This is a genomic window from Massilia mucilaginosa (genome assembly GCF_011682145.1).
GTDB classification, from domain to species: domain Bacteria; phylum Pseudomonadota; class Gammaproteobacteria; order Burkholderiales; family Burkholderiaceae_D; genus Telluria_A; species Telluria_A mucilaginosa.
This window is the reverse complement of sequence record NZ_WHJH01000006.1, coordinates 136,927-161,034: the sequence shown is the minus strand read 5'-3', so window position 1 is coordinate 161,034 and position 24,108 is coordinate 136,927. Positions and strand designations below refer to the sequence as shown.

21 protein-coding genes are annotated in these 24,108 nt (G+C 65.5%); 7 read left to right on the top strand and 14 right to left on the bottom strand.

Translation table 11 applies throughout. The annotated features are described in order from the left end of the window. Positions 1–2: 2 nt before the first annotated feature. Positions 3–1,337 (bottom strand): sensor histidine kinase family protein, encoded by a 1,335-nt coding sequence (locus tag F2P45_RS08430; protein ID WP_166872892.1) that lies wholly within the window; start codon positions 1,335–1,337, stop codon positions 3–5. Between the two features lie 44 nt (positions 1,338–1,381). After that, the gene (ompR, locus tag F2P45_RS08425; protein WP_229421903.1) at positions 1,382–2,083 is read right to left on the bottom strand and encodes an osmolarity response regulator transcription factor OmpR; all 702 of its coding nucleotides are present in this window, start codon (positions 2,081–2,083) and stop codon (positions 1,382–1,384) included. Positions 2,084–2,354: 271 nt separating this feature from the next. On the opposite strand from ompR, the gene F2P45_RS08420 reads away from it, so the two are divergent. Then, entirely contained in the window at positions 2,355–2,732 is a 378-nt protein-coding gene (locus tag F2P45_RS08420) for a hypothetical protein (protein WP_229504972.1), read from the top strand. A 208-nt stretch (positions 2,733–2,940) separates the two neighbouring features. Beyond that, complete coding sequence (locus F2P45_RS08415) at positions 2,941–4,833, top strand: flagellar assembly protein A (protein ID WP_166872748.1); 1,893 nt, start codon at positions 2,941–2,943, stop codon at positions 4,831–4,833. A gap of 6 nt (positions 4,834–4,839) precedes the next feature. Here the strand turns inward: F2P45_RS08415 and arfB are convergent, their stop codons facing one another. Together arfB and F2P45_RS08405 are read right to left on the bottom strand one after the other, a co-directional pair. Continuing rightward, the gene (gene arfB / locus F2P45_RS08410; RefSeq protein ID WP_166872744.1) at positions 4,840–5,238 is read right to left on the bottom strand and encodes an alternative ribosome rescue aminoacyl-tRNA hydrolase ArfB; all 399 of its coding nucleotides are present in this window, start codon (positions 5,236–5,238) and stop codon (positions 4,840–4,842) included. Then, a complete protein-coding gene (locus tag F2P45_RS08405) occupies positions 5,235–6,299 on the bottom strand; it encodes an HDOD domain-containing protein (RefSeq protein WP_370663220.1) in 1,065 nt (354 codons plus the stop codon). The genes arfB and F2P45_RS08405 overlap by 4 nt, the downstream gene beginning before the upstream one ends. A 200-nt stretch (positions 6,300–6,499) precedes the next feature. On the opposite strand from F2P45_RS08405, the gene F2P45_RS08400 reads away from it, so the two are divergent. Next, positions 6,500–6,988, top strand: coding sequence for a chemotaxis protein CheW (locus tag F2P45_RS08400; RefSeq protein WP_166872739.1), 489 nt, complete (start codon positions 6,500–6,502; stop codon positions 6,986–6,988). A 139-nt stretch (positions 6,989–7,127) separates the two neighbouring features. Here F2P45_RS08400 and F2P45_RS08395 read toward each other — a convergent pair whose 3' ends face one another. The 8 genes from F2P45_RS08395 to F2P45_RS08360 form a co-directional block, all read right to left on the bottom strand. Further along, positions 7,128–9,140: an ATP-binding cassette domain-containing protein gene (locus tag F2P45_RS08395; protein ID WP_166872736.1), complete on the bottom strand. Its 2,013-nt coding sequence runs from the start codon at positions 9,138–9,140 to the stop codon at positions 7,128–7,130. 25 nt (positions 9,141–9,165) lie between these two features. After that, on the bottom strand, positions 9,166–10,056 hold the full coding sequence (gene prmB / locus F2P45_RS08390) for a 50S ribosomal protein L3 N(5)-glutamine methyltransferase (RefSeq protein ID WP_166872733.1): 891 nt from the start codon (positions 10,054–10,056) through the stop codon (positions 9,166–9,168). A gap of 13 nt (positions 10,057–10,069) precedes the next feature. Then, on the bottom strand, positions 10,070–11,221 hold the full coding sequence (gene dapE, locus F2P45_RS08385) for a succinyl-diaminopimelate desuccinylase (protein WP_166872730.1): 1,152 nt from the start codon (positions 11,219–11,221) through the stop codon (positions 10,070–10,072). Positions 11,222–11,228: 7 nt separating this feature from the next. Next, on the bottom strand, positions 11,229–11,582 hold the full coding sequence (locus F2P45_RS08380) for an ArsC family reductase (protein ID WP_166872727.1): 354 nt from the start codon (positions 11,580–11,582) through the stop codon (positions 11,229–11,231). Positions 11,583–11,759: 177 nt separating this feature from the next. Then, positions 11,760–12,911: a PilT/PilU family type 4a pilus ATPase gene (locus F2P45_RS08375; RefSeq protein WP_166872724.1), complete on the bottom strand. Its 1,152-nt coding sequence runs from the start codon at positions 12,909–12,911 to the stop codon at positions 11,760–11,762. A 31-nt stretch (positions 12,912–12,942) separates the two neighbouring features. After that, positions 12,943–13,770 (bottom strand): 2,3,4,5-tetrahydropyridine-2,6-dicarboxylate N-succinyltransferase, encoded by an 828-nt coding sequence (dapD, locus tag F2P45_RS08370; RefSeq protein ID WP_166872721.1) that lies wholly within the window; start codon positions 13,768–13,770, stop codon positions 12,943–12,945. A gap of 31 nt (positions 13,771–13,801) precedes the next feature. Beyond that, positions 13,802–15,022, bottom strand: a complete 1,221-nt coding sequence (dapC, locus tag F2P45_RS08365; RefSeq protein WP_166872718.1) for a succinyldiaminopimelate transaminase — start codon at positions 15,020–15,022, stop codon at positions 13,802–13,804. A gap of 60 nt (positions 15,023–15,082) precedes the next feature. Beyond that, on the bottom strand, positions 15,083–16,123 hold the full coding sequence (locus tag F2P45_RS08360) for an AraC family transcriptional regulator (protein WP_166872715.1): 1,041 nt from the start codon (positions 16,121–16,123) through the stop codon (positions 15,083–15,085). 100 nt (positions 16,124–16,223) lie between these two features. Between F2P45_RS08360 and F2P45_RS08355 the strand changes: the two genes are divergently transcribed. The 3 genes from F2P45_RS08355 to F2P45_RS08345 are packed head-to-tail and all read left to right on the top strand — an operon-like array spanning position 16,224 to position 20,958. After that, positions 16,224–17,819 carry an FAD-binding oxidoreductase gene (locus F2P45_RS08355; protein ID WP_166872712.1) on the top strand — a complete coding sequence of 532 codons (1,596 nt, stop codon included), beginning with the start codon at positions 16,224–16,226 and terminating at the stop codon, positions 17,817–17,819. Then, on the top strand, positions 17,816–19,399 hold the full coding sequence (locus tag F2P45_RS08350) for a glycerol-3-phosphate dehydrogenase/oxidase (RefSeq protein WP_166872709.1): 1,584 nt from the start codon (positions 17,816–17,818) through the stop codon (positions 19,397–19,399). The genes F2P45_RS08355 and F2P45_RS08350 overlap by 4 nt, the downstream gene beginning before the upstream one ends. Then, a complete protein-coding gene (locus tag F2P45_RS08345; RefSeq protein WP_166872706.1) occupies positions 19,396–20,958 on the top strand; it encodes an FGGY-family carbohydrate kinase in 1,563 nt (520 codons plus the stop codon). The genes F2P45_RS08350 and F2P45_RS08345 overlap by 4 nt, the downstream gene beginning before the upstream one ends. Here the strand turns inward: F2P45_RS08345 and bluB are convergent. Both bluB and F2P45_RS08335 read right to left on the bottom strand, forming a co-directional pair. Beyond that, positions 20,933–21,604: a 5,6-dimethylbenzimidazole synthase gene (bluB, locus tag F2P45_RS08340; protein WP_229504971.1), complete on the bottom strand. Its 672-nt coding sequence runs from the start codon at positions 21,602–21,604 to the stop codon at positions 20,933–20,935. The genes F2P45_RS08345 and bluB overlap by 26 nt on opposite strands. Before the next feature lie 66 nt (positions 21,605–21,670). Next, complete coding sequence (locus F2P45_RS08335; RefSeq protein ID WP_166872699.1) at positions 21,671–22,474, bottom strand: alpha/beta fold hydrolase; 804 nt, start codon at positions 22,472–22,474, stop codon at positions 21,671–21,673. Between the two features lie 214 nt (positions 22,475–22,688). On the opposite strand from F2P45_RS08335, the gene F2P45_RS08330 reads away from it, so the two are divergent. After that, positions 22,689–24,104 (top strand): hypothetical protein, encoded by a 1,416-nt coding sequence (locus F2P45_RS08330; protein WP_166872696.1) that lies wholly within the window; start codon positions 22,689–22,691, stop codon positions 24,102–24,104. Positions 24,105–24,108: the final 4 nt, after the last annotated feature.

Here is a 24,108-nt window from a genome sequence, read left to right as displayed (position 1 = left end):
GGTCAGTTCGCCAGCGGCATCACCAGCGCGATGCGCAGGCCGCCGCCTTCGCGGTTGCTGACCTGGAGTTCGGCGTTGTGGCGCAAGACCACCCGTTCCACGATCGCCAGTCCGAGCCCGGCGCCGTTGGCCTGTCCGCGCGCGCTGTCCATGCGCGTGAAGGGCTTGAGCAGCAGTTCGATATGGTCGTCCGGCACGCCCTGGCCGTGGTCCTGCACGTCGATCACGACGCGCTTGCCCAGGCCGTGCGGCTTGATGCGGCACGAGATATCGAGTTCGGTGAAGTCGCTGCCGGCGGTCTTGCCGTAGCGGCGCGCGTTCTCCACCAGGTTGTTGAAGACGCGCCGCAGGTCGGTGGCGTTGCCCATCACGTGCACGCCTTCTTCGATGTGGGTCGTCACATGAACGTCGAGCATGCGCTCGGCTTCGCGCGCGGTGTCCTTCAACAGCTCGCCGATGTCGACCGGCACGAACGTGGCCGCCTCGGTCGGTTTGGCGTAGTCGAGGAACTGGCCGATGATGGCGTCCATCTGGCCGATATCGGACTGCAAGCCCTCGCGCGCTTCGTTACTGAGCTTGGCCATTTCGAGTTCGAGCTGCATGCGCGTGAGCGGCGTGCGCAGGTCGTGCGAAATGCCGGCCAAAATCACCGCGCGGTCCGATTCGACCTGCTGCAAGTCTTCCACCATCTGGTTGAAGCTGCGATTGGCCTCGATGATCTCTTTCGAGCCTTTTTCGGGCAGGCGGTCCGGTTTTTTGCCCTGGGCGATGGCGCGCGCGGCCGCCGTCAGGCGCGCCAGCGGCAGGTTGACCAGGCTCGAAATGAGCGCCGCGCCCACCACCGACAAGGCGCCCACCACCGTGGCCCAGCCGAGCCACTGCACGCCGGTCAGGCCTTCGAGGCGTTCGCGTTCGAGCATCAGCCAGTAGCTGTCGTCGTCGATCTTGAAACTGATCCAGAAGCCGGCGGTGCCGTTCACGCGGCTCGAAAAGCGCGTGTCGGCGCCCAGCTTGGACTTGATGATGGCTTCGATTTCCGGCATCAGGGCGCTGTCCGGCGGCGGGTCGACCGCGTCGGAACTCTCGAGCGTGAAGATGCGGATGCCCTCGTTGCTGACCAATTCGAACAGCAGCTCGCGCCGCAGTTCGGGCGCGGAGTGGGTCAGGGCGGCTTTGGTGATGGTCACGACCGAGATGACCAGGTCGGCCGTCTGTTCGACTTGCGGACCGCGCTGCACGGCGCTGATCATCCCGATCCACGAGGCCATCGAGACCGTGGTCAGGATGCTGAGGAGGAGGAAGGTGCGCCAGAACAGGCCGCTCCTGAGCCAGCTCATTCGCGTGCGCGTGCTGCCGGGCGTGGTCGAATCGCGCGCAAACACTACCTTGGCTGGCCTTCAGGAATGAACACATAGCCCAGGCCCCACACGGTCTGGATGTACAGCGGCGAGGACGGATCCGGTTCGATCAGCTTGCGCAGGCGTGAAATCTGCACGTCCAGGCTGCGGTCGAACACTTCGTATTCGCGCCCGCGCGCCAGTTCCATGAGTTTTTCGCGCGAGAGCGGCTGGCGCGCATGGCGTGCGAACACCTTGAGCACCGAGAATTCGCCGGTCGTCAGCGGCACCGTCTCGCCATTCTTTTTCAGCGTGCGCGTTCCCAGGTCCAGCACGAACTGGCCGAATTCGAAGGACTGCGGCGTTTCGGATGGCGCGCCCGGAATTTCGTCCGGGCCCTTGCGGCGCAGGACGGCGCTGATGCGCGCCACCAGTTCGCGCGGGTTGAAGGGCTTTGGCAGGTAGTCGTCCGCGCCCATTTCGAGGCCGACGATGCGGTCCACGTCTTCGCCTTTGGCGGTGAGCATGATGATCGGGGTCTGGTCGCCGGCGCCGCGCAGGCGGCGGCAGATCGACAGGCCGTCTTCGCCAGGCAGCATCAGGTCGAGTACCAGCAGGTCGTAGCGCTCGCGCAGCCACAGCTTGTTCATGGCCGGCGCGCTCTCGGCGGTGACCACCGAAAAGCCTTGTTCGGTAAGATAGCGGCGCAGCAGGTCGCGCAGGCGCACATCGTCGTCGACTACCATAATCTTGGCGGCGTGACCATTGGCGTTCGCCTGCGTTGTATTGTTGCTTGAGATAGGCGTGGCTGGTGTGTTCATTTGGCTGTCAGATTTGTCAGATTCATATCGCTATGGTAACGTCTTATCGCCCGATAGAACATGACGCGCGAAGGTCATTACATACTGTTACAAACTTTACCCAATTCGGCTTATGCCCACATGCAAATGGTCATACACTGAGTCCAGTAGCAGGTCAAGCTTATATGTTTATCAGGCACTGCGGAAGAGGATCACCATGAATATCGCACACACCAAAACCAAGACAGCCACCCTCGCAGATCGTTGCAGGCATGCGTTCGTCCGTCGCGTGGCTGTGTGCTGCCTGTTCGCTTGCGCCGGCTTGTCCGTGGCACAGGCCAATCCGGGCGACAAGGAGCGCGATGCCCAGCGCAGCGCCGACGCCCAGCGCGCCCAGCAGCAGCAGCGCCAGTTTGAACTGCGCGCCGAAGACAATCGCCGCCGGCTGGAATCCCAGCAGGAGCAAAACGCCCAGAGTGCCGATGCGTCCCGCCGCGGCAGCGGTAGCCGCATGACGCCCGACGAGCGGCGCGACCTGCGGCGCCAGATCAACGAAGCCGGCGTCGACATCTACCGGAACGCGCCGCGCCGCTGACCTTCTCCCGGGCGCGCCACGGCGCCCGCTCCCGCACCGCGCGGTTTTTCCCTCGCTCCATCCCCTTTCCCCGAATTGTTACATTTGTTCAGTTTCGCGCATCCAATTGTTTATTTGGGTGAGACAACCTGTTACGCTAGAAAAAACTTACCAATAGCGAAATATACTTGCCAGGTGTATAAGCTTGCCTCAGCAATGGAGTGCCGTCTTGTCGATTGAATTTTCTGGCGCAAGTTCGCCCCGTGCGGCCGCCGGCCCGGGTGCCGCGATGCCCGAGCTGGACCACTGCATTATCGAGCGTCCCGACGGCGTGTATGGCGACCCGAGCGTGCTCGGCACGACTTTCGGCGCCGCCATCGACCGCATCTTCGCCACCAGTTATCTGGTCGACCTCGACTATCCGCTGCTGATCAAGGCCATTTACGGCGCCGGTCCGGCGTTGCCGAAGTCCCCCGACGGCCACGTGATCATCCGCCTGGCCTCCGCCATCCTGCCTTTCAGCCCGCTGCGGCGCCCGCTCTACAAGGCGGTCAAGATCAACCGCGGCAAGGCCGAGTATTTATTCGAGCCGGTGTACCTGGCCGACCCCGCCGACCCGGACGGACCGGGCAATCTGGAACGGCTCGATGTCGACGAATTCATCGCCGACATGTGGGTCAAGGGGATCCGTTTCGGGGTCGACGTCGAGGCGGTGCGCCAGGCTATCGATGCCGGCAAGTCCGAGCGCGTGGTGGTGGCCAAGGTGCTCGAAGCGCGTCCCGGGCGTGACGCCCATGTGATCGAAGTGACCAGCGACCTGCATCGCAGCGACGCGCCGCTGCAACTGGCCAACGGCAAGCTCGATCTGATGGCGTTCCAGAACCGCTTTCCGCAGGTCGAGAAGGGCGTGCGGCTGCTGAAAAAGGTGCCGCGCGTGGCGGGCACCCCGGGTTTCGAGCTGTCCGGATTGCGCATCGATCCGCCCGTGCCCAAGGATACCGAAGTGACGCCCATGGCCGGACCGGGCACGGCGGTCGAGGTCTCGGGCGACGGTGAGTTCCTGGTCGCGCAGCACGCCGGTTTTTTGAACGTGGACAGCAAGAGCGGCCAGATTTCGGTGGGCGACAAGATCATCAGCCGCGATGGGGTCAGCGCGCGCACCACAGGCAACCTGAAACTGACCGGCGACTTCGAGGAATTCGGCGAAGTGCAGGAAAAGCGCGTGGTCGAAGGCGAGGGCATCACGATCCACGCCGACGTGTTCGGGAACATCATCTCGCGCGGCGGCATGGTGCTGTTGAACCGCAACCTGGTCGGCGGCACAGCGCATAACGCGCGCGGCGGCATCCGCGTCAAGGGCGTGGCATCGGGCTCGGTGATCCAGGCCAGCGCCGGCGAGGTGGTGCTCAACCGCGCCGAGAGCTGCGTCATTTCCGGCACCCGCGTGACCATCCTGCATGCGGTGAACTGCGAGATCATGGGCGAGGAAGTGACGATCAGCCAGGCCGAGGGCTGCGCCATCGCGGCGCGCACGGTGACGGTCAACAGCGCCGGGCCGCGCCGCCAGAGCGAGATGAACATCTTCGCCCTGCAGCCCGACAGCGCGCGCCTGGATGAGGTGATCGCGGCGATGACGGCGCGGGTCGCGCAGTTCGCCGCGCTGGCGCTGCGGCGCAAGGCCGAGATGGAAGCGATGACCAACGAGCCGGAAGTGCGCAAGTACGTCATGCTGGCCTCCAAGGTGCGCAAGAAGGAGTTGATCCTGACCGAGGAGCAGGTGCCGATGTTCCAGAAGATGGCGCTGGCGGCGGGGCCGGCCCTGAAGGCGATCGCCAAGGTGTCGCTCGACGTGAAGGCGGCCGAAACGGAGCAGCAGGCCGGCGCCGCCCTGGTGGCGGAACTGGTGCGGCAGCGCGTCGACAGCGCCGGCGTCAGTTCGGTGAAGGTCAAGCGGATCGAGGGCGAGACGGTGGTGCGCTCCATGACCTACAACCCGGACGGAACCAGCATCTACGACCTGCCGGCCAAGGACATCAAGCTCAAACTGCGCACCAAGCGCGCCGAAGGGGAGGTGATTTTTGCGGGGGAGGCGGGGGTGGTCGATTGGAAGAGCGGGGCGTGAGACGCGCTACTCGCTGACCTTGCCCCGCATCGCCTTGGTCTGCCCGCTTTTGGTCTTCGAATCGAGCCGGCGGCGCTGCGAGCCCCTGGTCGGCTTGGTTGCGCGCCGTACCGTGGGCAGCACCGCCACGCTGTCGACCAGCTCCTGCAACCTGCGCAGCGCGTCTTCCTTGTTCTGTTCCAGGCTGCGCGACTGCTGCGCCTTGAGCACCACCACGCCGGCCTGGGTGATGCGCTGGTCCGACAGGGCCAGCAAGCGCTCCTTGATCGCCTCGGGCAGCGACGAGGCGCCCACATCGAAGCGCATGTGCACCGCGCACGAGACCTTGTTCACGTTCTGTCCGCCCGGCCCCTGGGCGCGGATGGCGGAAAACTCCACCTCGCCCGGATCGATCGTTGCGTTCACGGCGCCGGCGCCGGCGTGGCCAGCGCGGGCGTCGCCACGACATCGTCTTCGATCGCGTCGAGTGTGCGGTAGCAAGCCATGGCCTGCGCCGACAATCCCTTGAACAGCACCGGATCGTCGCGTCCCAGGCGGTCGTTGTCGACCAGGATGCGCACCTTGCTCAGGTAATCGGATTGCGTCAGCAGTTGCCCCAGCGGCGACACCGCCACGCCTTTGCGCATGCCGGCCTGCTCGCCGATGGCCGTGACCACGCTCTCCGGAAAATTCCATTCGCGTCCGATGCTGCAGGTGAGGATGCGGGCGTCGCGCACCAGGCGCGCGCAGAACATCTCCGAGCCCAGTTCCTTTTCTCCACGGCTCATCTGGTCCATGATGCGCAGGGTGACGATCAGGCCCACGTTCTGCACCAGGCCGGCGAGGAAGGCTTCGAAGGGATCGACGCCCATGTCTTCGGCCAGCATGCGGTTGGCCACCGCGCAGCGCTCGGACTGGTCCCAGATGCGCGGCGCCAGCAAGCGTGTGTACTGGCCGGAATTGAGGTCGATGATGGGGCGGAAGGCGACGCTGGTAATCAGGTGGCGCAAGCCCTCCTGGCCGATCAGCATGACCGCGTGTTCGACGCTGGTGATGGTGGTGCCGCTGCCCTTGAACGAGGTATTGGCCATGCGGATCACGGCCGCCACCAGCACCACGTCGTTGGAGATGGTGCGCGAGAGATGCGCGCCCGAGAAGTTATCGCTGCGCAGGCTTTGCAGCAGTTGCGGCAGCAGGCCGGGAAGGCGCCGCACCAGCGCAGCGCCGGACTGCTGCGATGCCAGGATGGCCGTGAGCGCGTCCAGCACCTGGTTTTCGTGCGGCGTGGTGTCCAGGCCAGTGACCTCGGCATTCTCGAACAGCCAGCTGAAATAGGTGCCGTTGACGCCGTCGCGCTGCTCGAACGATAAGGGGGCAGCCGATCCGCGTGGCGCGCCGCTGGCGGCTGCGGCGGCTGGTGGCTGGTTCGCTTGCGCCGCGCCGGGCGCGTCGGGCGCCGGCTCGGAAGCGGAAAAAAGTCGCTTCACCCATTGATACATTGTCCATCCTTCAAGTTCGCCGTATCCCCGTGGAATATTGCCGCCCCATTGTAAAGACTTCCCGTTGCATTGCAAGCGCAGCCAGAGTGCCGCAAACCTTGATCGCGCTCAACGAGACGCTTGCACACGCGCATTACGATGAGGTTTCGCGACCATGCCGCAGCTCCCGCAAAGACGAAAGGACCACCATGCACACGATTTCAACGCAGACCGCCCCCATCGTCAAGATGGAGTTCCTGAGTTTTCAGCTGGCGGGCATGGAATACGGGGTGGATTGCCGCAAGGTGAAGGAACTGCGCACCTTCCAGTCACTGGAGCGTTTCGCCTCGGAAGGGGCGATCGTCAAGGGCGTGGCGGTGTCGCGCGGCGTGATCATGCCGCTGGTCGATATGCGGGTGGCCTTCAACGAGCGCGCCGCCTCGCCCGGCCCGCTGACCGACGTGATCATCCTGCAACTGTCGAGCTGCGTGATGGGGATGGTGGTGGACGGGGTGACCGACGTGGTGCGCATGTATCCGGACCAGATCACGCCGATTCCGGGCATGACCCGCGACAGCGGCTGCGATTATCTGATGGGGCTTGGCGAAATCGACGGACGGCGCTTGATCCTGGTCGATATCGACAAGCTGATGTCGATCCGGCGCGAGACGGTGGCCGGGGCGCAGAAGGCTGCGTGACATTAACCGTCCCCCTTGAGCAAGCGGCCGTGGTAACCGTCGTCCTAGCATGGCGCCGCGCGTAAACCACCGTCGCCCCCGCCTGCGCGGGGGCGACGGTCTTAAGGTCTGCGGCTTGAACGTGAAGCGTCAGCCTCTATTAGGCTAAAGCGCCCAAGCCTTCCAACTGCTCCTGCAACTCCATCCACTCCGCTTCCAGCTGCGCCAGGTCCTTCTTGTAGAACGACTGATCCGCCAGCAGCGTTTTCAGCTTGGCCTTGTTGGCCGCTTCATAGATGCTCGCTTCGCCGAGCTTCCCATCCACGTCGGCCTTCTGCTCGTTGCGCTTGGCGATCTGCTCTTCCAGGCGCTTGATCTTGCCCTCGATAGGTTTACGCAGCGCCGCCGTGCGCTGGCGCTGCTCAGCGTCCTGGCGCTTCTGCTCCTTTTGGTCCTTCTTGTCGACCACCGGCGCGGCCGGCGCCGCAACCGCCGCCGCCACCGGGAACGCGGTCTTGTTGTCCTTGCCCGCCGCCGGCAGCACGGTGGTGCCCTTGCCAAGCTTGGTCTGGAACAGCCAGTCCTTGTAGTCGTCCAGGTCACCGTCGAACGGCTGCAGCTTGCCGTCGGCGACGATGATGAACTGGTCGGTGGTGGCGCGCAGCAGATGGCGATCGTGCGATACCACCACCAGGGTGCCTTCGAACTGCGCCAGCGCCATGGTCAGCGCTTCGCGGGTTTCCAGATCCAGGTGATTGGTCGGTTCATCGAGCAGCAGCAAATTCGGCCGCTGCCAGACGATCAGGGCCAGCGCCAGGCGCGCCTTTTCGCCGCCGGAAAACGGGCGGATCGGGCTGGTGACCATATTGCCGGGGAAGTTAAAGCCGCCCAGGAAGTTGCGCAGTTCCTGCTCGCGCACGGTCGGCGCGATTTTTGCCAGGTGCCACAGCGGCGACTCGTCATGGCGCAGCATTTCCACCTGGTGCTGGGCGAAGTAGCCGATCGACAGGCCCTTGCCAAGCGTGGCGTCGCCCGTCAGCGGCATCAGTTCGCCGGCGATGGTCTTGATCAGGGTCGATTTGCCGGCGCCGTTCACACCCAAGAGGCCAATGCGCTGGCCGATCTGCAGCGAGAATTTGATGTTCGAGACGATCACCTTGTCGCCGACCTTGTCGCCATGCTCGTCGAGGATGTGGTAGCCGGCGTCCACGTCTTCCATCACCAGCAGCGGATTCGGTGCCGCCAGCGGCTCGCGGAATTCGAACGAGAATTCGGCGGCGGCGCGCAAGGGCGCCAATTCTTCCATTTTCTCCAGCGCCTTCATGCGGCTCTGGGCCTGGCGCGCTTTCGAGGCCTGCGCCTTGAAGCGGTTCACGAACGACTCGAGGTGGGCACGCTGGCGCTGCTGCTTGGCGAGGGCGCCGGCGGCCAGGATCATCTGGGCCGCGCGCTGGCGTTCGAAACCGGAGTAGTTGCCCGAGTAGCGTTTCAGCCTGCGCTCGTCGATGTGCACGATGACGTTGACGATTTCGTCGAGGAAGTCGCGATCGTGGGAAATGATGATCAGGGTGCCGGCGTAGCGTTTGAGCCAGTCTTCCAGCCAGATGATCGCGTCCAGATCCAGGTGATTGGTCGGTTCATCGAGCAGCAGCAGGTCGGAAGGGCACATCAGCGCCTGCGCCAGGTTCAGGCGCATGCGCCAGCCGCCCGAGAAACTGGCGATCGGCTGCTGCATCTGCGACAGCGAAAAGCCAAGGCCCAGCAGCAGCTGTTCGCCGCGCGACTGCACCGTGTAGGCGTCGGCATCGGCCAGCGCGCTGTAGATGTCGCCGATGGCGATGCCGTTTTCGGTCGATTCCGGTTCCGATTCCAGGCGCGCCAGTTCCGCTTCGAGTTTGCGCAGGTGGACGTCGCCGTCGATCGCGTAATCGAGCGCCGCGCGTTCGAGCGGCGGCGTTTCCTGGGCCACGTACGCCATGCGCCATTTGGCGGGGAAATCGATCTCGCCCTGGTCCGGGTGCAGCTCGCCGCGCAGCATGCCGAACAGGCTCGATTTGCCGGCGCCATTGGCACCAATCAGGCCAATTTTATCGCCCGGGTTGAGGGTAAGGTCGACGCCTTCCAGCAGCGGCTTGGTGCCGCGCATCAGACTAACGTTCAGGAAACGGATCATGTTCTACTTTTTGTAATGAGTGGGATTACTGTGCTTGCAACTGCTCTGCGGTGAGCAGGAAAACCATGTCGTCGCCGGCGCTGGTGGTCACCCAGGTCAGGCCGAGGTGGCCGAAGGCCGCTTCCGCGTACTCGCGCTCGTTGCCGATTTCGACCATCAGGATGCCGTTCGGCGCCAGGCGTTCAGCCGCCCCGGCGACGATCTTGCGCACCAGGTCCATGCCGTCGGCGCCGCCGTCGAGCGCAATCTGCGGCTCGCGCAGGTACTCCGGCGGCAGCGACGCCATCGACGCCGAATTGACGTACGGCGGGTTGGAGATGATCAGGTCGTACTTTTTGAACGGGACGTTCTGGTACAGGTCCGAGGCGATCGGGTTGACCCGGCCTTCGAGCTTGTATTCGCGGATATTGCGTTCGGCCACGGCCAGCGCGTCGGTCGAAATATCGACCGCGTCGACGACGCTGTCGGGGAAAGCGTCGGCCATCATGATCGCCAGGCAGCCCGACCCGGTGCACAGTTCGAGGATGTTCTCGACCGCGTACGGATCTTCCACCCAGGGGCTGAACTGGTGCGGGATCAGTTCATGGATGAAGGAACGCGGCACGATCACGCGCTCGTCGACGTAGAAGGCATAGGTGCCCAGCCACGCTTCGTTGGTGATGTAGGCGGCCGGCACGCGCTCGTTGGCACGCCGTTCGATCACGGCCAGCACCTGCAGCACTTCGTCCGGCAGCAGGCGCGCGTCGAGGAAGGGGTCGAGCTTGTCGAGCGGGAGCTTGAGCGTGTGCAGAATCAGGTAGGCCGCTTCGTCCAGCGCTTCGGCGCTGCCGTGGCCGAAAAACAGCCTGGCGCCGTTGAAACGGGTGATCGCATAGCGCAGCAGGTCGCGCGGCGTGGTAAACAGAGTAGTCGTCATGGCTGTTCTCGGGTCATGTGTTGTGCGGCGCAGGCGCCAGCAGGTTGTCGAGTGTGCGGCGATAGATATTCTTGAGCGGATCGATGAAACGCACGTCGATGTGCTCGTCGATCTTGTGGATGCTGGCATTCGGAGGGCCGAATTCTATCACCTGCGGGCAGATGCGGGCGATGAAGCGCCCATCCGAGGTCCCGCCCGTGGTCGATAATTCGGTCGTCACGCCGGTCTCGGACAGAATGGCGCTTGAGAGCGCATCCGACAAGGCGCCGCGCGGGGTCAGGAAGGGCAGGCCGGACAAGGTCCACGCCAGGTCGTATTCCAGGCCGTGCCTGTCGAGGATCGCATGCACGCGCGCTTTCAGGCCATCGGCCGTGCTGGCGGTGGAGAAGCGGAAGTTGAAGTCGATGACCACTTCGCCCGGGATCACGTTGTTGGCGCCCGTGCCGGCGTGAATGTTCGACATCTGCCAGGACGTCGGCAGGTAGTATTCATTGCCCGCATCCCACTGCTCGGCGGCCAGTTCGGCCAGCGCCGGCGCGCCCTGGTGAATGGGATTTCTCGCCAGCTGCGGATAGGCGATGTGGCCCTGGATGCCTTTGATGACCAATTTGCCCGACAGCGAACCGCGCCGGCCGTTCTTGATCAAGTCGCCCAGGGTGTTGGCCGATGTCGGCTCGCCCACCAGGCAATAATCGATCTTCTCGCCGCGTTCTTCCAGCAGGCGGCAGACCACCACGGTGCCGTCGGTGGCCGGGCCTTCCTCGTCGCTGGTGATCAAAAAGGCGATCGAGCCGGTGTGCTCCGGGTGTTCGGCGATGAATTCTTCGCAAGCGACGACCATGGCCGCGATCGAGGTCTTCATGTCGGCCGCGCCGCGTCCATACAGCTTGCCGTCGCGCTGGGTCGGAATGAAGGGCTGTGACTGCCATTGTTCGACCGGGCCGGTCGGCACCACGTCGGTGTGGCCGGCGAAGACGAATACCGGCGAGGCGGTGCCCTTGCGCGCCCACAGATTGGTCACGCCGTTCGACGCGATGGTCTCGCACGCGAAGCCGAGCGGCGCTAGCAGGTCGATCAGGTGCTGCTGGCAGCCTTTGTCGTCTGGCGTGATCGAGGACAGCGCGATCAGTTTTTCGGTCAGCGCGAGGGTACGGGAAAAAGTCATTGGTTTCTTATAGTGAGAAAATCCGGCGGTACTGGTCGTCCGAAAAGCCGACCGACAGCTTGCCGGCGCCGGCCAGGACCGGGCGCTTGATGACGGACGGCTGTTCGAGCATCAGTTCGAGCGCGCCGGCTTTGTCGACGATGGCCGCGCGGCGCTCGTCGGGCAGCTTGCGCCAGGTCGTGCCCTTGCGGTTGACCAGCACTTCCCAGTCCAGTTCTTCGAGCCAGGCGGCCACGGTCGCGCGTTCGAGTCCCTGCTTCTTGAAGTCGTGGAAGTCGAATGCCTGCTCATGGTCGGTCAGCCAGGTGCGGGCTTTTTTGACGGTGTCGCAGTTGGGAATGCCGTACAGGGTTTTTTTCATGGTCGATCAGGAGCGCGGCGATCCGCGCCCGGCGTGCGGGCGTGGTTGCCTGAGTATTCTTGGGGAACCCGGGAGGATACCACAGGCGCACCGTTGACAGCGCGGTGGCCGGGGAGAAGACCCTGCGCGTGGCCCAAGGGCCGGCGGCACAGGGGAAGGCGGCGAGCGCCGCCCGAATCAGGTATTGAGCGTGAACTCGGTGAACGACGTCGACGGCGCTTCCTCGACCGGCTTGGGCGCCGCCTCGGGAGCACTCGCGGCGCGCACGTCCGGACCGTTGTTAAGAAGCCACAACAGATTGGTTGCCGAGTCGGCATTGGCCAGGCCTTCTTCCTGGGTGATCAGGCCGCTCTTGACCAGCTCGTACAAAGCCGATTCGAAGGTCTGCGAACCCGGCGACAGGCTGTTTTCCATCGCTTCCTTGATCTGGCCGATCTCGCCGTTGTCGATCAGGTCGGCGATGTAGCGCGTGTTGACCATGATTTCCACCGCTGCCTGGCGGGTGCCGCCGGCCGCCGAACGCACCAGGCGCTGCGACACGATGGCTTTCACCGCCGACGACAAATCCTGCAGCAGCGCCGGGCGGTTTTCGATCGGATAGAAACTGATGATCCGGTTCAATGCGTTGTACGAGTTGTTCGCGTGCAAGGTTGCCAGCACCAGGTGACCGGACTGGGCGTAGGCCAGCGCCGCGGCCATGGTTTCCTTGTCGCGGATCTCGCCGATCAGGATGCAATCGGGCGCCTGGCGCATCGAATTGCGCAGTGCGATATAGAAACTGTTGGCATCACTGCCGATTTCGCGCTGGTTGACGATCGATTTCTTGTTCTTGAACAGGTATTCGATCGGATCTTCCAGGGTCAGGATGTGGCCGGCGCGCAATTCGTTGCGGTGGTCCAGCATCGAGGCGATGGTGGTCGACTTGCCGGAGCCGGTGGCGCCGACCAGCAGCAGCAGACCGCGTTTTTCCATGATCAGGTCGGCCAGCACGTGCGGCAGGCCGAGGTCGGCGAGGGGCGGGATCACCGCCGGGACAAAGCGGAACACGGCCGAAATCGAGCCGCGCTGGCGGAACGCCGACAGACGGAAACGGCCCAGGTTGGCAACCGAAATACCCATGTTCAGCTCGTTTTCACGCATCAGCTCGTCCATCTGCTCCTGGGTGCAGATTTCGCCAAGCAGGGCGGAAATGTTCTCCGGCTCCAGCTTTTGCTGGTTGATGGGAATCAGGTTGCCGTTGATTTTGATGTGGACGGGCGAATTGACCGCGAAGAACATGTCCGACGCGTTTTTTTCTTTCATCAGATGGAACAAGCGGTCCATTGCCATTTTTTTTCTCCTGGTTTGGACTTTTACTGTATCAGATACCGCGAAGCAATTCGTTGATACCTGTTTTCGAGCGTGTCTGGGCGTCCACACGTTTTACGATGACTGCGCAGTACAGGCTGTAGCTTCCATCGGCCGACGGCAGGTTGCCCGAGACGACCACCGAACCGGCCGGCACGCGGCCATAGCTCACTTCGCCGGTGGCGCGGTCGTAGATCTTGGTCGACTGGCCGATGTACACGCCCATCGAAATGACCGAGTTTTCCTCGACGATGACGCCTTCGACGATCTCGGAGCGGGCGCCGATGAAGCAGTTGTCTTCGATGATGGTCGGATTGGCCTGCATCGGTTCGAGCACGCCGCCGATGCCGACGCCGCCGGACAGGTGCACGTTCTTGCCGATCTGCGCGCACGAACCGACCGTGGCCCAGGTGTCGACCATGGCGCCTTCATCGACGTAGGCGCCGATGTTGACGTAGGACGGCATCAGCACCACGTTCTTGGCGATGAAGCTGCCGCGCCGCGCAACCGCCGGCGGCACCACGCGGAAACCGCCCCGCGCGAAATCGTCGGCCGTGTAGTTGGCGAACTTGGTCGGAACCTTGTCGTAGAACTGCATGGTGCCGTCGGAGGTCATGACGCTGTTGTTCTCGAGGCGGAAGGAGAGCAGCACCGCTTTCTTGATCCACTGGTTGACGACCCAGTCGGCACCGGTTTTTTGGGCCACGCGCATGCTGCCGTCGTCCAGGCCGGCGATCACGTGGGCCACTGCCTCGCGCAGTTCGGCCGTGCCGTTCGATGGATTGATTTCGGCGCGCTGTTCCCAGGCGGTGTCGATGATGTTTTGGAGTTGTTGGGTCATGATCGTTTTTTAGTAAGTGGTGTGGCGGATTTCAATGTGACTTCAGTGACTTGCAAAACTGGACGATGCGTTGTGCCGCCTCGACGCCTTCGTCGACTTCGGCGACCAGGGCCATGCGAATGCGGTTGCTGCCCGGGTTGATGCCGCGCGCGTCGCGCGCCAGATAGCTGCCCGGCAGGACCGTCACATTATATTCCGCGTAAAGACGGCGCGCGAATTCGGTGTCCGACAGGCCGCTGCGGCGCACGTCGGCCCACAGGTAAAAGCCGGCGTCGGGCAGCTCCACATCCATCACTTCCTTGAGCAGCGGGGTGACCAGGGCGAATTTTTCGCGGTACTTGACGCGGTTTTCCTGGACGTGGGCTTCGTCGCCCCAGGCGGCGATGGACGCGGCCTGCACCGGTGGCGACATGGCGCCGCCGCAGTAGGTGCGGTACAACAGGAACTTCTTGATCACGGCCGCATCGCCCGCCACGAAGCCCGAGCGCATGCCCGGCACGTTGGAGCGCTTGGACAGGCTGGAAAACACGATCAGCTTGGCGTACGGCGTCTCGCCGCCGCTGCGTCCGAGCTGGTGCGCCGCTTCCAGCGCGCCCAGGGGCGCTGCGCTGGTGTGGTAAATCTCGGAATAGCATTCGTCGGCGGCGATCACGAAGCCGTACTGGTCGGACAGCGCGAACAGCTGCTTCCAGTCGTCCAGCGACAGGGTGGCGCCGGTCGGATTACCCGGGGTGCACAGGTACAGCAACTGTACGCGCGGCCAGATATCGGCCGGCACGCTGGCGTAGTCGCAGCCGAAATTGCGGCCCGGTTCCGAATTGACGAAGTACGGCTCGGCCCCGGCCAGGTAGGCCGCGCCCTCGTAGATCTGATAGAACGGGTTGGGGCAGACGATCAGCGGCGCCGGCTTCGATGCGTCGATCACGCAGTGGGCGATCCCGAACAGGGCCTCGCGCGAGCCGTTCACCGGCAGCACCTGGGTGGCCGGATTCAAGGCCGGCACGCCGTAGCGCCGTTCCAGCCAGCCGGCGATAGCGCCGCGCAAAGCGTCGCTGCCGGCCGTGGTCGGGTAGTTGGCCAGCCCCGCCACACCGTGCGCCAGCGCCTTCTGGATGAAGGGCGGCGTCGGGTGTTTCGGCTCGCCGATCCCGAGGCTGATGGCGGCGTAGTCCGGATTCGGGGTCACGCCCGCGAACAACTGGCGCAGTTTTTCGAAAGGGTAGGGGTGCAGTTTGTCGAGATGTGGATTCACGGCGTTGCCAGGTTTTGGCGCAGGAAGCGCAGGGTTAGCGTAGATCGGAACAGCGACGTATTATAGGCGCAAATTGCCGCTATCGCGCCACGCTCCGGGATTTACCCCGGACCATTCCTTGAAGGCGTGCGAGAAGGCGCTTTGCTCCTGGTAGCCCAGCAAAAACGCAATATCGACCAGCGACAGGCCGCCCTGGCGCAGGTAATCCATGGCCAGCGCGTAGCGCGCCTGGTCCAGCACCTGCTGGAAGCTGGCCCCGGCCTCGCTCAGTTTGCGCTGCAGGGTGCGCGGCGACAGCGCCAGCTCCCCGGCAATCGTGGCCAGCCGCACGCGGTCGTGCGCCAGATTGCGGATGATCGCCGCATGCACCCGCGCCACCACGCCATCGTCGGGCCGGCTGCGCTCGCGCAGGAGCTGCTCGGCGTGCTGCTGCAGCACCGGGTACAGGCCCACATCGGCATTCGGCACCGGCCAGCCCAGCAGTTGGGCGTCGAAGCCGGCCGCGTTGACCGCTGCGCCAAAGCGCGGCAGCGCGCCGAACACGCGTACATACTCGGCGTCGTCGGCCTGCTGCGCATGGGTAAAGCCCAGGTGCGGCAGGGGCAGGGCGGTGCCGGCCAGCCAGGTGGTAAAGGTGCGGATGCCGGCAAAGACGCTTTCGATCAGGTGGCGGCTGCCGTCGGGATAGTTGCTGACCCATTCGTACTGCGCCTGCGCGCCATCGAGGTGCAGCACCGAGCGTCCCAGGTCGTGCGCCAGCTGCTCGTAGCGCAAGGTCTGCTGGAAAGCCTGGCCGAAATCGCGGCACGACAGCAAAATCAACCCATACACACTATAAGTACCGAGCCTGACCCGTTCCCCCACATGCAGGCCGAAATGCGGGTCGCCCGCCAGTTCGGCGCCGGCGGCCAGCAGGCGCACGTAGTCGGCCGCGCCGAGCGAATCGGGAAGCCGGTCGAGCGCACCGGCGGGCAGGCCGGCGCCGTCGGCCAGGGCGGCCGCACCCACGCCGTGGGCCTGCGCCGCTTCGAGCAGCGGCTGCAGGTACGAGCCGGTGACGCGGCGCGCGTCAGGATGCGGCACTGGCGAAATCCCTGGCATGTTTGAACAAAGCGGTTGTCATGAAAGCGCAATACGTGAAGCCCGCCTTCGCATACGCTGGCGGCTGTGGATGAACTGACAAGTATAACGGGAAAAAACGATGAAACGGTGGAACGGATGGGGCGACGATGCCATTGAATTTGCGCTGAACGACGACGCGCTGGCATTTTTGGGCGAGCGCCTGGGTCCCGGGACGGCCGGCGCCGAGACCAGCCATGCCGACACCTGCGCGCGCATCGGCGCCAGCCGCCTGCCGCCGCATCCGCTGATCGACACCTCGGCCGCCGCGCGCCTGGCCAACGCTCTCGGCCAGAGCCTGCCCGACTGGCTGCGTCTGCGCTACGGCAAAATCGACACCGCCCCGGACGGCGTGGCCTATCCCGAAAGCGGGGAAGAAGTGCGCGAACTGCTCGATGTCGCGGCGCAGTGCGGCGCCATCGTCATTCCCTACGGCGGCGGCACCAGCGTGGCCGGCCATGTCGGCGTGGACGCGGGGCCGAAGCCGGTCCTGACCATCAACCTGACGCGCATGCGCGCCCTGATCGACCTCGACAAGGAAGCCCAGCTGGCCACCTTCGGGGCCGGCGTGCTGGGGCCGGACCTGGAAGCGCAGCTGCGCGCCTTCGGCTACACGCTCGGCCACTTTCCGCAATCGTTCGAATATTCGACCCTGGGCGGCTGGGTGGTGACGCGTTCCTCGGGCCAGCAGTCGCTGCGTTACGGACGCATCGAACAGCTGTTCGCCGGCGGACGGGTCGAAACCCCGGCCGGCACCCTGGATTTGCCGACCTTTCCGGCCTCGGCCGCCGGTACCGACCTGCGCGAAATCGTGCTCGGCTCCGAGGGACGGCTCGGCATCCTCACCGAAGCGACGGTGCGCATCAGCCGCCTGCCGCAGTACGAAGCCTTTCACGCGGTGTTCTTTCCGAGCTGGGATGCGGCGGCGGCGGCCACGCGCGAACTGGCGCAGGCCAGGCTGCCGCTGTCGATGCTGCGCCTGTCGAATCCCCTGGAAACCCTGACCATGCTGACCCTGGCCGGCCACAAGCGCCTGATCGGCGCGCTGGAAACCTGGCTGCGCTGGCGCGGCTGCGCCGACGGCAAATGCATGCTGATGATCGGCGCCAGCGGCAGCGCCCCCAACGCCAAACACGCACTGCGCGCCGCACTCAGCATCGCGCGCGCCGGCGGCGGCGTGCACGTGGGCCGCACCATGGGCGACAAATGGAAGCGGAACCGCTTTCGCAACGTCTATCTGCGCAACGCCGCCTGGCAGCGGGGCTACGCCATCGACACGGTCGAAACGGCGGTCGACTGGCCGGGCGTGACGCCGATGATGCACGCGCTCGAAGACGCCGCGACGCAAGCCATGGCCTCATGCGGGGAACGCGTGCACGCCTACACCCACCTGTCGCACCTGTATGCGCAGGGCGCCAGCGTCTACACCACCTTCGTGTACCGCCTGTCCGGCAGCTACGAGGAAGACTTGCGGCGCTGGCGCCGTTTGAAGAGCGCCGTATCGGAAGCGATTGTCGTCAACGGCGGCACCATCAGCCACCAGCACGGCGTCGGCGCCGACCATGCACCGTACCTCGCGTCCGAAAAAGGTTTGCTGGGCATGGGCGCCATGCGCACCTTGTTCCGCCACTTCGATCCGGACGGGCGCATGAACCCCGGCAAACTGGTGTCGCCATGAGTGCGCACTGGCAGAACGGCTGGCACGCCACGCTGCCGCTGCTGCTGGCGCGCGAATGGGACCTGTTGATCATCGGCGGCGGCATCACCGGCGCCGGCATCCTGCTGGAGGCCTCGCGCCGGGGCCTGAAAGCGCTGCTGGTCGAACAGCGCGACTTTGCATGGGGCACATCGAGCCGCTCCTCGAAACTGGTGCACGGCGGCCTGCGCTACCTGAAAGAAGGCCGCTTCGGCCTGACCCGCGAATCGGTGCACGAGCGCGACGCGCTGCTGGCGGCGGCCGAGGGCCTGGTTGAACCGCAAAGCTTCGCCTTTGGCGACTACGTGGGCCGCAAGCCGGGCCGCAAGACCTTTTTGCTCGGCCTGGCCATCTACGATTTCATGGCCGGCAAGCGCGAACGTCATTATGTCGATGGCGATGCATTCGCGATGATGACGCCCAACGCCGCGCGCGCCGGCCTGCAGGGCGGCATGCTCTACACCGACGCCAAGACCGACGACGCGCGCCTGGTGCTGCGCGTGCTGCGGGAAGCCCAGTCGCATGGCGGCGTGGCGATCAACTACATGGCGGCGCGCGAGCTGCTGCGCTCTGGCGCGACCGTCAACGGCGCAGTGCTGCTCGACGGCCGCAACAAAGCCACCCACGAAGTGCGCGCGCGCGTGGTCATCAACGCCACCGGGGCCTGGGCCGACGGCTTGCGCGCGCAGGCGGGCGGCGCGCCGCGACTGCGTCCGCTGCGCGGCAGCCACCTGGTGCTGCCGGCGTGGCGCCTGCCTCTGGCGCAGGCGGTCAGCCTGATGCACCCTGTCGACGGGCGCCCGGTCTTCGCGTATCCGTGGGAAGGAATCACCCTGGTCGGCACCACCGATGTCGATCATGGCGGCGGCCTGGCAAGCGAAGCGGCCATCACCCGGGCCGAACTCGATTACCTGATGGCGGCGCTGCATGCCCAGTTCCCGCAACTGGCGCTGACCGAGTCGGATGTCATCGCTACCTTCGCCGGGGTGCGCCCGGTGATCGACAGCGGCGCGGGCGACCCGTCCAAGGCTTCGCGCGACCATGCGGTGTGGCTGGAGGACGGTCTCTTGAGCGTCACCGGCGGCAAGCTGACCACCTTCCGCGTGATCGCGCTCGACGCGCTGCGGCACGCCATGCCGCGGCTAGCGGGCTGGCGCGACGACCTGGCGCCGTGCGCCGTGTTTGCGCCGTCGCCAGCGCTGGTCGCGCCGCTGCGGCCGGCGGTGGTGCGGCGTTTGCGCGGCCGCTACGGCGCGCACGCGCAGGCATTGATCGACGCGGCCCGTCCCGGCGAGCTGGAAACCATCCCCGGCACCGAATCGCTGTGGGCCGAACTGCGCTGGGCGGCGCGCTCGGAAGCGGTGCAGCACCTGGAAGACCTGCTGCTGCGCCGCACCCGCCTCGGTTTGCAGCTGCGCGGCGGGGGCGTGCGCCACCTGGCGCGCATCCGCGCGATCTGCCAGCGCGAGCTGGAATGGGACGACGCGCGCTGGATTGCCAGCGAAGCGGCGTATCTGGCACTATGGCAGGCGCACTACGGCCTTCCCGGGAGCCAGGCATGACCCATCGAACCATCCTCGCCATCGACAACGGCACCCAGAGCGTGCGCGCGATCCTGTTCGACCTGCATGGCAATATCGTCGCCAAAGCGCAGGTGCATTTCGAGAGCTACTTTTCGGCGCATCCCGGCTGGGCCGAGCACGATCCGGAAGATTACTGGCAGTCGCTGTGCCGCGCCTGCAACGAGCTGTGGCGGCAGCCGGGCGCCGACAAGGCGGCCGTAGCGGGCGTGGCGGTGACCACCCAGCGCGGCACGGTGATCAACGTCGGCATCGACGGCGTGCCGCTGCGCCCGGCCATCACCTGGCTGGACCAGCGCCGCACCGACGCGGCGCCGCAAGTGGGCATGTGGTGGAACCTGGCGTTCCGGCTGGCGCGGGTCAAGGGCACGATCGACTATTTTCGCGGCGAGGCCGAGGTCAACTGGATCAAGGCGCACCAGCCGGAGGTATGGGCGCGCACGCACAAGGTGCTGCTGTTGTCGGGCTATCTGCATTTTCGCCTGTGCGGGCGCTATGTCGATTCGACCGGCTCGCAGGTGGCGTATCTGCCGTTCGACTACAAGCGCCAGCGCTGGGCCGGGCCGCGCGACTGGAAGTGGCAGGCGCTCGCGATCACGCCGCAGATGCTGCCCGAGCTGGTGGCGCCGGGCACGGTGATCGGCAGGATCGACGCTGCGGTGGCCGCCATGACCGGCATCCCGGCCGGCACGCCGCTGCTGGCGGCGGCCGCCGACAAGGCGTGCGAAGTGATCGGCGCCGGCTGCCAGGCGCCGCACATCGGGTGCCTCAGTTACGGCACCACGGCCACCATCAACACCACCAGCCGCCGCTACGTGGAGGTGACGCCCTTCATTCCGCCATACCCGGCCGCCATACCCGATACCTACAGCACCGAGGTGCAGATTTTTCGCGGCTACTGGATGGTGAACTGGTTCAAGGAGCAGTTCGGCCACCACGAGCGTGCGCGCGCACTGGAAGAAGATGTGGCGCCGGAGCAGTTGTTCGATGAACTGGTCAATGCGGTGCCGGCCGGCGCCATGGGGCTGATGCTGCAGCCTTACTGGAGTCCGGGCATCCGGGTGCCGGGACCGGAGGCGAAGGGCGCGATCATCGGCTTTGGCGATGTGCACACGCGCGCGCATGTGTACCGGGCGATCCTGGAAGGGCTGGCGTACGCGCTGCGCGAGGGGAAGGAGCGCACCGAGAAGCGCAGCGGGGTCTTGATTACCGAGTTGCGCGTGTCGGGCGGCGGCTCGCAGAGCGACGCGGCGATGCAGCTGACGGCCGATATTTTCGGGCTGCCGACCGCCCGTCCGCATGTGTATGAAACGTCGGGACTGGGGGCGGCGATCGCGGCGGCGGTGGGGCTGGGCTTGTATCCGGACTTTGCGGCGGCCATTGCCGGGATGACGCGCATCGGGCGGGTGTTCGAGCCGATTGCGGCGAACCGGGTCATGTACGACCGTTTGTACAGGCAGGTGTACCGCAAGATGTACGCGCGCTTGCAGCCGATGTATGCGCAGATTGCGGAGATTACGGGGTATCCGAAGAAGCCTTGAGGCCTGGGAAATCCCAGCGATCGACGCACACCATGTCGGCCAGCTTGCGGCGCGTCTCCCACCCCTCCATCTCCAGCATCGGCATAGGATAAAACTGCGCCACATGGCCGATGCAGACCACCGCCACCGGCTTGCCGCCCTCGGGAATCGACAGCAGCGCGGCCAGCCTGGCGGGATCGAACAGCGACACCCAGCCCATCCCGACCCCTTCCGCGCGCGAGGCCAGCCACATGTTCTGCAGCGCGCAGGCCACCGACGCCAGGTCCATCTCGGGCAAGGTGCGCCGTCCGAACACATACTCCTCGCGCCGGTCCATCAGCGCCGCCACCAGCAGCTCGCCGCATTCGCGGATTCCCTCGACCTTGAGCCGCATGAATTCCGAACCGCGCTCGCCGAGCGCCTCGGCGGTGGCCAGCCGCTCCTCGTCGACCAGCGCCACGATCGCCTCGCGCACGGCGTCGCTGCGGATGCGGATGAAGCGCCACGGCTGCATCATCCCCACGCTGGGCGCTTGGTGCGCCGCCTTGATCAAGCGCGCGAACAGTTCTTCGCCGATGGCGCCCGGTACAAAATGGCGCACGTCGCGGCGCGCGGCGATGGCGCGGTAGACGGCGTCGATGTCGTTCTGGCTGAATTGGTCGCTCAAGCTGGTCTCGCAGGTGGCGGGCGGCGCGGATTGCGCCGCCGGTGCCGCCATTATCGGGCAGCCCGGCTACTTGAGCAAACGCGAGATGAAGGTCTGGATCAGCTCCGTGCTTTCGCTCGCCGCGCTCATGTGCGGGCAGTGTCCGATATTGTCGACAAACGCCAGCCAGCTCACCGGCAGGTGCAAGCGCATGTATTCGCCCACTTCGCGCGGGGCGATCATGTCGTCGGTGCTTTGCAATACCAGGGTGGGCGTGTGCGAGCGCGGCACGTCGGCGCGGTGGTCCGACAGGAACGTGACGCGCGCGAAGTGCCTGGCGATTTCGGGGTCGTTGCGGCAAAAGCTGGCGGTCAGCTCCTGCTGCAGGTCGGGCTGGCCGGGCGCGCCCATGATCAGTGGCGCCATGTTGGCCGCCCACTTGAGGTAGTTGTCGTGCATGAGGCGCAGCAGGGTGTCGATATCCTCGCGGTTAAAGCCGCCGATGTAATCGCCATCGTTGATGAAACAGGGCGACGGCCCCACCATCACCTGGCCGGCGAACATGGCCGGCTCGCGGATCGCGGCCAGCATGCCGATCATGGCGCTGACAGAATGGCCGATGAAGAGCACCGGCTCGTTGGCGAATTCGTGGATGATCTCGAGCAGGTCTTCGCCGTGGCGGTGCAGGGTGGCGTAGTCGAATTCGTTGTAGGCCGACAGGTCCGACTTGCCGCTGCCGACCAGGTCGTAGACGATGATCTTGTAGCGGCCGGAAAAGGCGGGCAGCAGCTTGCGCCACATGCTCTGGTCGCAGCCGAAGCCGTGGCCGAATACCAGGGTGGAGGAACCGGTTCCGTAAAAATTCACGTTGTTGCGTTGTTGAATATTCATGGCCCATCCAAGAGTGAGCACAGCATTGGCTCGCGTACCTGTCAGAGCGCGCTGTTGTCGGCTTATTCTATTCCTGTTATCAATACAAATGTGTCTTTCATGACAATTGTGTCGCTATATGCATGGTGGGTAAAGCGCCCGACTTGCTGCTCGTATAATAGCGCCCGCCCTTGACCGGAACCCTTCCGAAGGGCATTTTCTGGTGCAATCGACGATGACTTCTCCCAGCACACCCACGCAACCGCGGCCGGTCGATGTTGTCCTGCTGGGCGCGGCGCTGCTCGCATGGATGATTTCCATGGGCAGCCCGGTGTTTGCCACCGGTGCCTACAGTCCCCCTCTGCCGGGCGGCGGCGTCTTGCTGCTGGGCCTGTTATTCGGCTGGGCCGCGAACGGCTGGGCGGTGTATGCCAATCCCTTCTTCCTGTTCGCGGCGTGGCGTTTGTGCATCGGCAAGGTGCCGCGCAAGTCCATCGTGCTCATGCTCCTGTTCGCCGCCACCTTGCCGCTGTTGAACGGCATTCCAGGCATGAAGGGCGGGCACGGCGTGCACGCGGTCAGCTGGGGATGGGGCGCATTCATGTGGCTCTGGTCGCTGGTGCTGCTGACCGCCGCCACGGCCGCCAGGCGCGGGATCATCGGTGCGCGCGGCGCGCTGCTCCTGGGGCTGCTGATGGTGCTCAGTTTCGTCGCGGCGGTATCGCCCCATGCGCGCCAGTGGCGCGTCGCCGGCCATGAGGACCGCGCCTTGCTTCTGCCTCTCGGCATGATCTACACCACCAGCGACTTGTGCCCCATCCCGCTGACCTGGCCGCTGCCGTCGGACGCGCCCGAGGGCGAACCGCTGGTGCTCGACATCGATGCGCAGGTGCTGCAGCAGCCGGGTGCGGGGCCGGCGCTGGCACTGCCCGGCGGGTTCACCGGGGCGCACGCCGACGGGTCGGCCTGGATCGCGTATTCCGACCGGGAAGACAGCTTGATGATCCGGCAGGCGGCGCAGCCCGGCACGCTGCTGCTGCAGATCAAAGCGCAGGGCGACGGCGCCGTGCTGCGCTTGCTCAAAGGCGCACCGCGCCGGCTGCTGTACGAGCAGCGGGTAGCCAGCGTGTCCAGCGGCCGCGGCCGCCACCGCAGTCTGTGCCCGCTCATGGCGCGCGCGCCGAATGTCGGGCTGCACTCCGAGTATGGGTGGGCGCTGCTGCGCGCCATGGGCCAAAACCTGCCATTCGCGCGCGGCACGCCGCTGGCGCGTGCCGAAGCGGCGCGCCAGCGCTGTCCGGTCGGGAGCGCCGACATCGACGGCATCGCGCGCCTGCGCTCGCTGGACGGGCGCGAAGTTATCCTGGGAGGGCGGATGGACCGCATGGCCGGCTTTTGTTCGGCCAGCTATGTCGTGCTGGCCGGCGACCTGACGCGTCCCGGCGACGCCGGGCTGCGCCAGGTCGTGTATGTCCTCGACCGGAAAAGTCTCAGGCCGCTGGCCCGCTTCGAGGGCCAGCGCACCTGTCCGGCGGCAATCTGCGCGCCAGGGCCGGAACCGGTTGTGAGCGGGGTTCGCCTGGAAGGCGCCAGCGCGGTCATTGAAACCTCGCGCGGCGAGTATGTGGCCGCCTTCAGAACGCGGCCCTGACCCG

Bases quoted from the DNA above. Each gene is read 5' to 3' on its own strand.
- F2P45_RS08430 (WP_166872892.1), bottom strand. From the start codon at position 1,337: ATGAGCTGGCTCAGGAGCGGCCTGTTCTGGCGCACCTTCCTCCTCCTC.
- ompR (WP_229421903.1), bottom strand. From the start codon at position 2,083: ATGGTAGTCGACGACGATGTGCGCCTGCGCGACCTGCTGCGCCGCTAT.
- F2P45_RS08420 (WP_229504972.1), top strand. From the start codon at position 2,355: ATGAATATCGCACACACCAAAACCAAGACAGCCACCCTCGCAGATCGT.
- F2P45_RS08400 (WP_166872739.1), top strand. From the start codon at position 6,500: ATGCACACGATTTCAACGCAGACCGCCCCCATCGTCAAGATGGAGTTC.
- F2P45_RS08395 (WP_166872736.1), bottom strand. From the start codon at position 9,140: ATGATCCGTTTCCTGAACGTTAGTCTGATGCGCGGCACCAAGCCGCTG.
- prmB (WP_166872733.1), bottom strand. From the start codon at position 10,056: ATGACGACTACTCTGTTTACCACGCCGCGCGACCTGCTGCGCTATGCG.
- dapE (WP_166872730.1), bottom strand. From the start codon at position 11,221: ATGACTTTTTCCCGTACCCTCGCGCTGACCGAAAAACTGATCGCGCTG.
- F2P45_RS08380 (WP_166872727.1), bottom strand. From the start codon at position 11,582: ATGAAAAAAACCCTGTACGGCATTCCCAACTGCGACACCGTCAAAAAA.
- F2P45_RS08375 (WP_166872724.1), bottom strand. From the start codon at position 12,911: ATGGCAATGGACCGCTTGTTCCATCTGATGAAAGAAAAAAACGCGTCG.
- dapD (WP_166872721.1), bottom strand. From the start codon at position 13,770: ATGACCCAACAACTCCAAAACATCATCGACACCGCCTGGGAACAGCGC.
- F2P45_RS08360 (WP_166872715.1), bottom strand. From the start codon at position 16,123: ATGCCAGGGATTTCGCCAGTGCCGCATCCTGACGCGCGCCGCGTCACC.
- F2P45_RS08355 (WP_166872712.1), top strand. From the start codon at position 16,224: ATGAAACGGTGGAACGGATGGGGCGACGATGCCATTGAATTTGCGCTG.
- F2P45_RS08350 (WP_166872709.1), top strand. From the start codon at position 17,816: ATGAGTGCGCACTGGCAGAACGGCTGGCACGCCACGCTGCCGCTGCTG.
- F2P45_RS08345 (WP_166872706.1), top strand. From the start codon at position 19,396: ATGACCCATCGAACCATCCTCGCCATCGACAACGGCACCCAGAGCGTG.
- F2P45_RS08335 (WP_166872699.1), bottom strand. From the start codon at position 22,474: ATGAATATTCAACAACGCAACAACGTGAATTTTTACGGAACCGGTTCC.
- F2P45_RS08330 (WP_166872696.1), top strand. From the start codon at position 22,689: ATGACTTCTCCCAGCACACCCACGCAACCGCGGCCGGTCGATGTTGTC.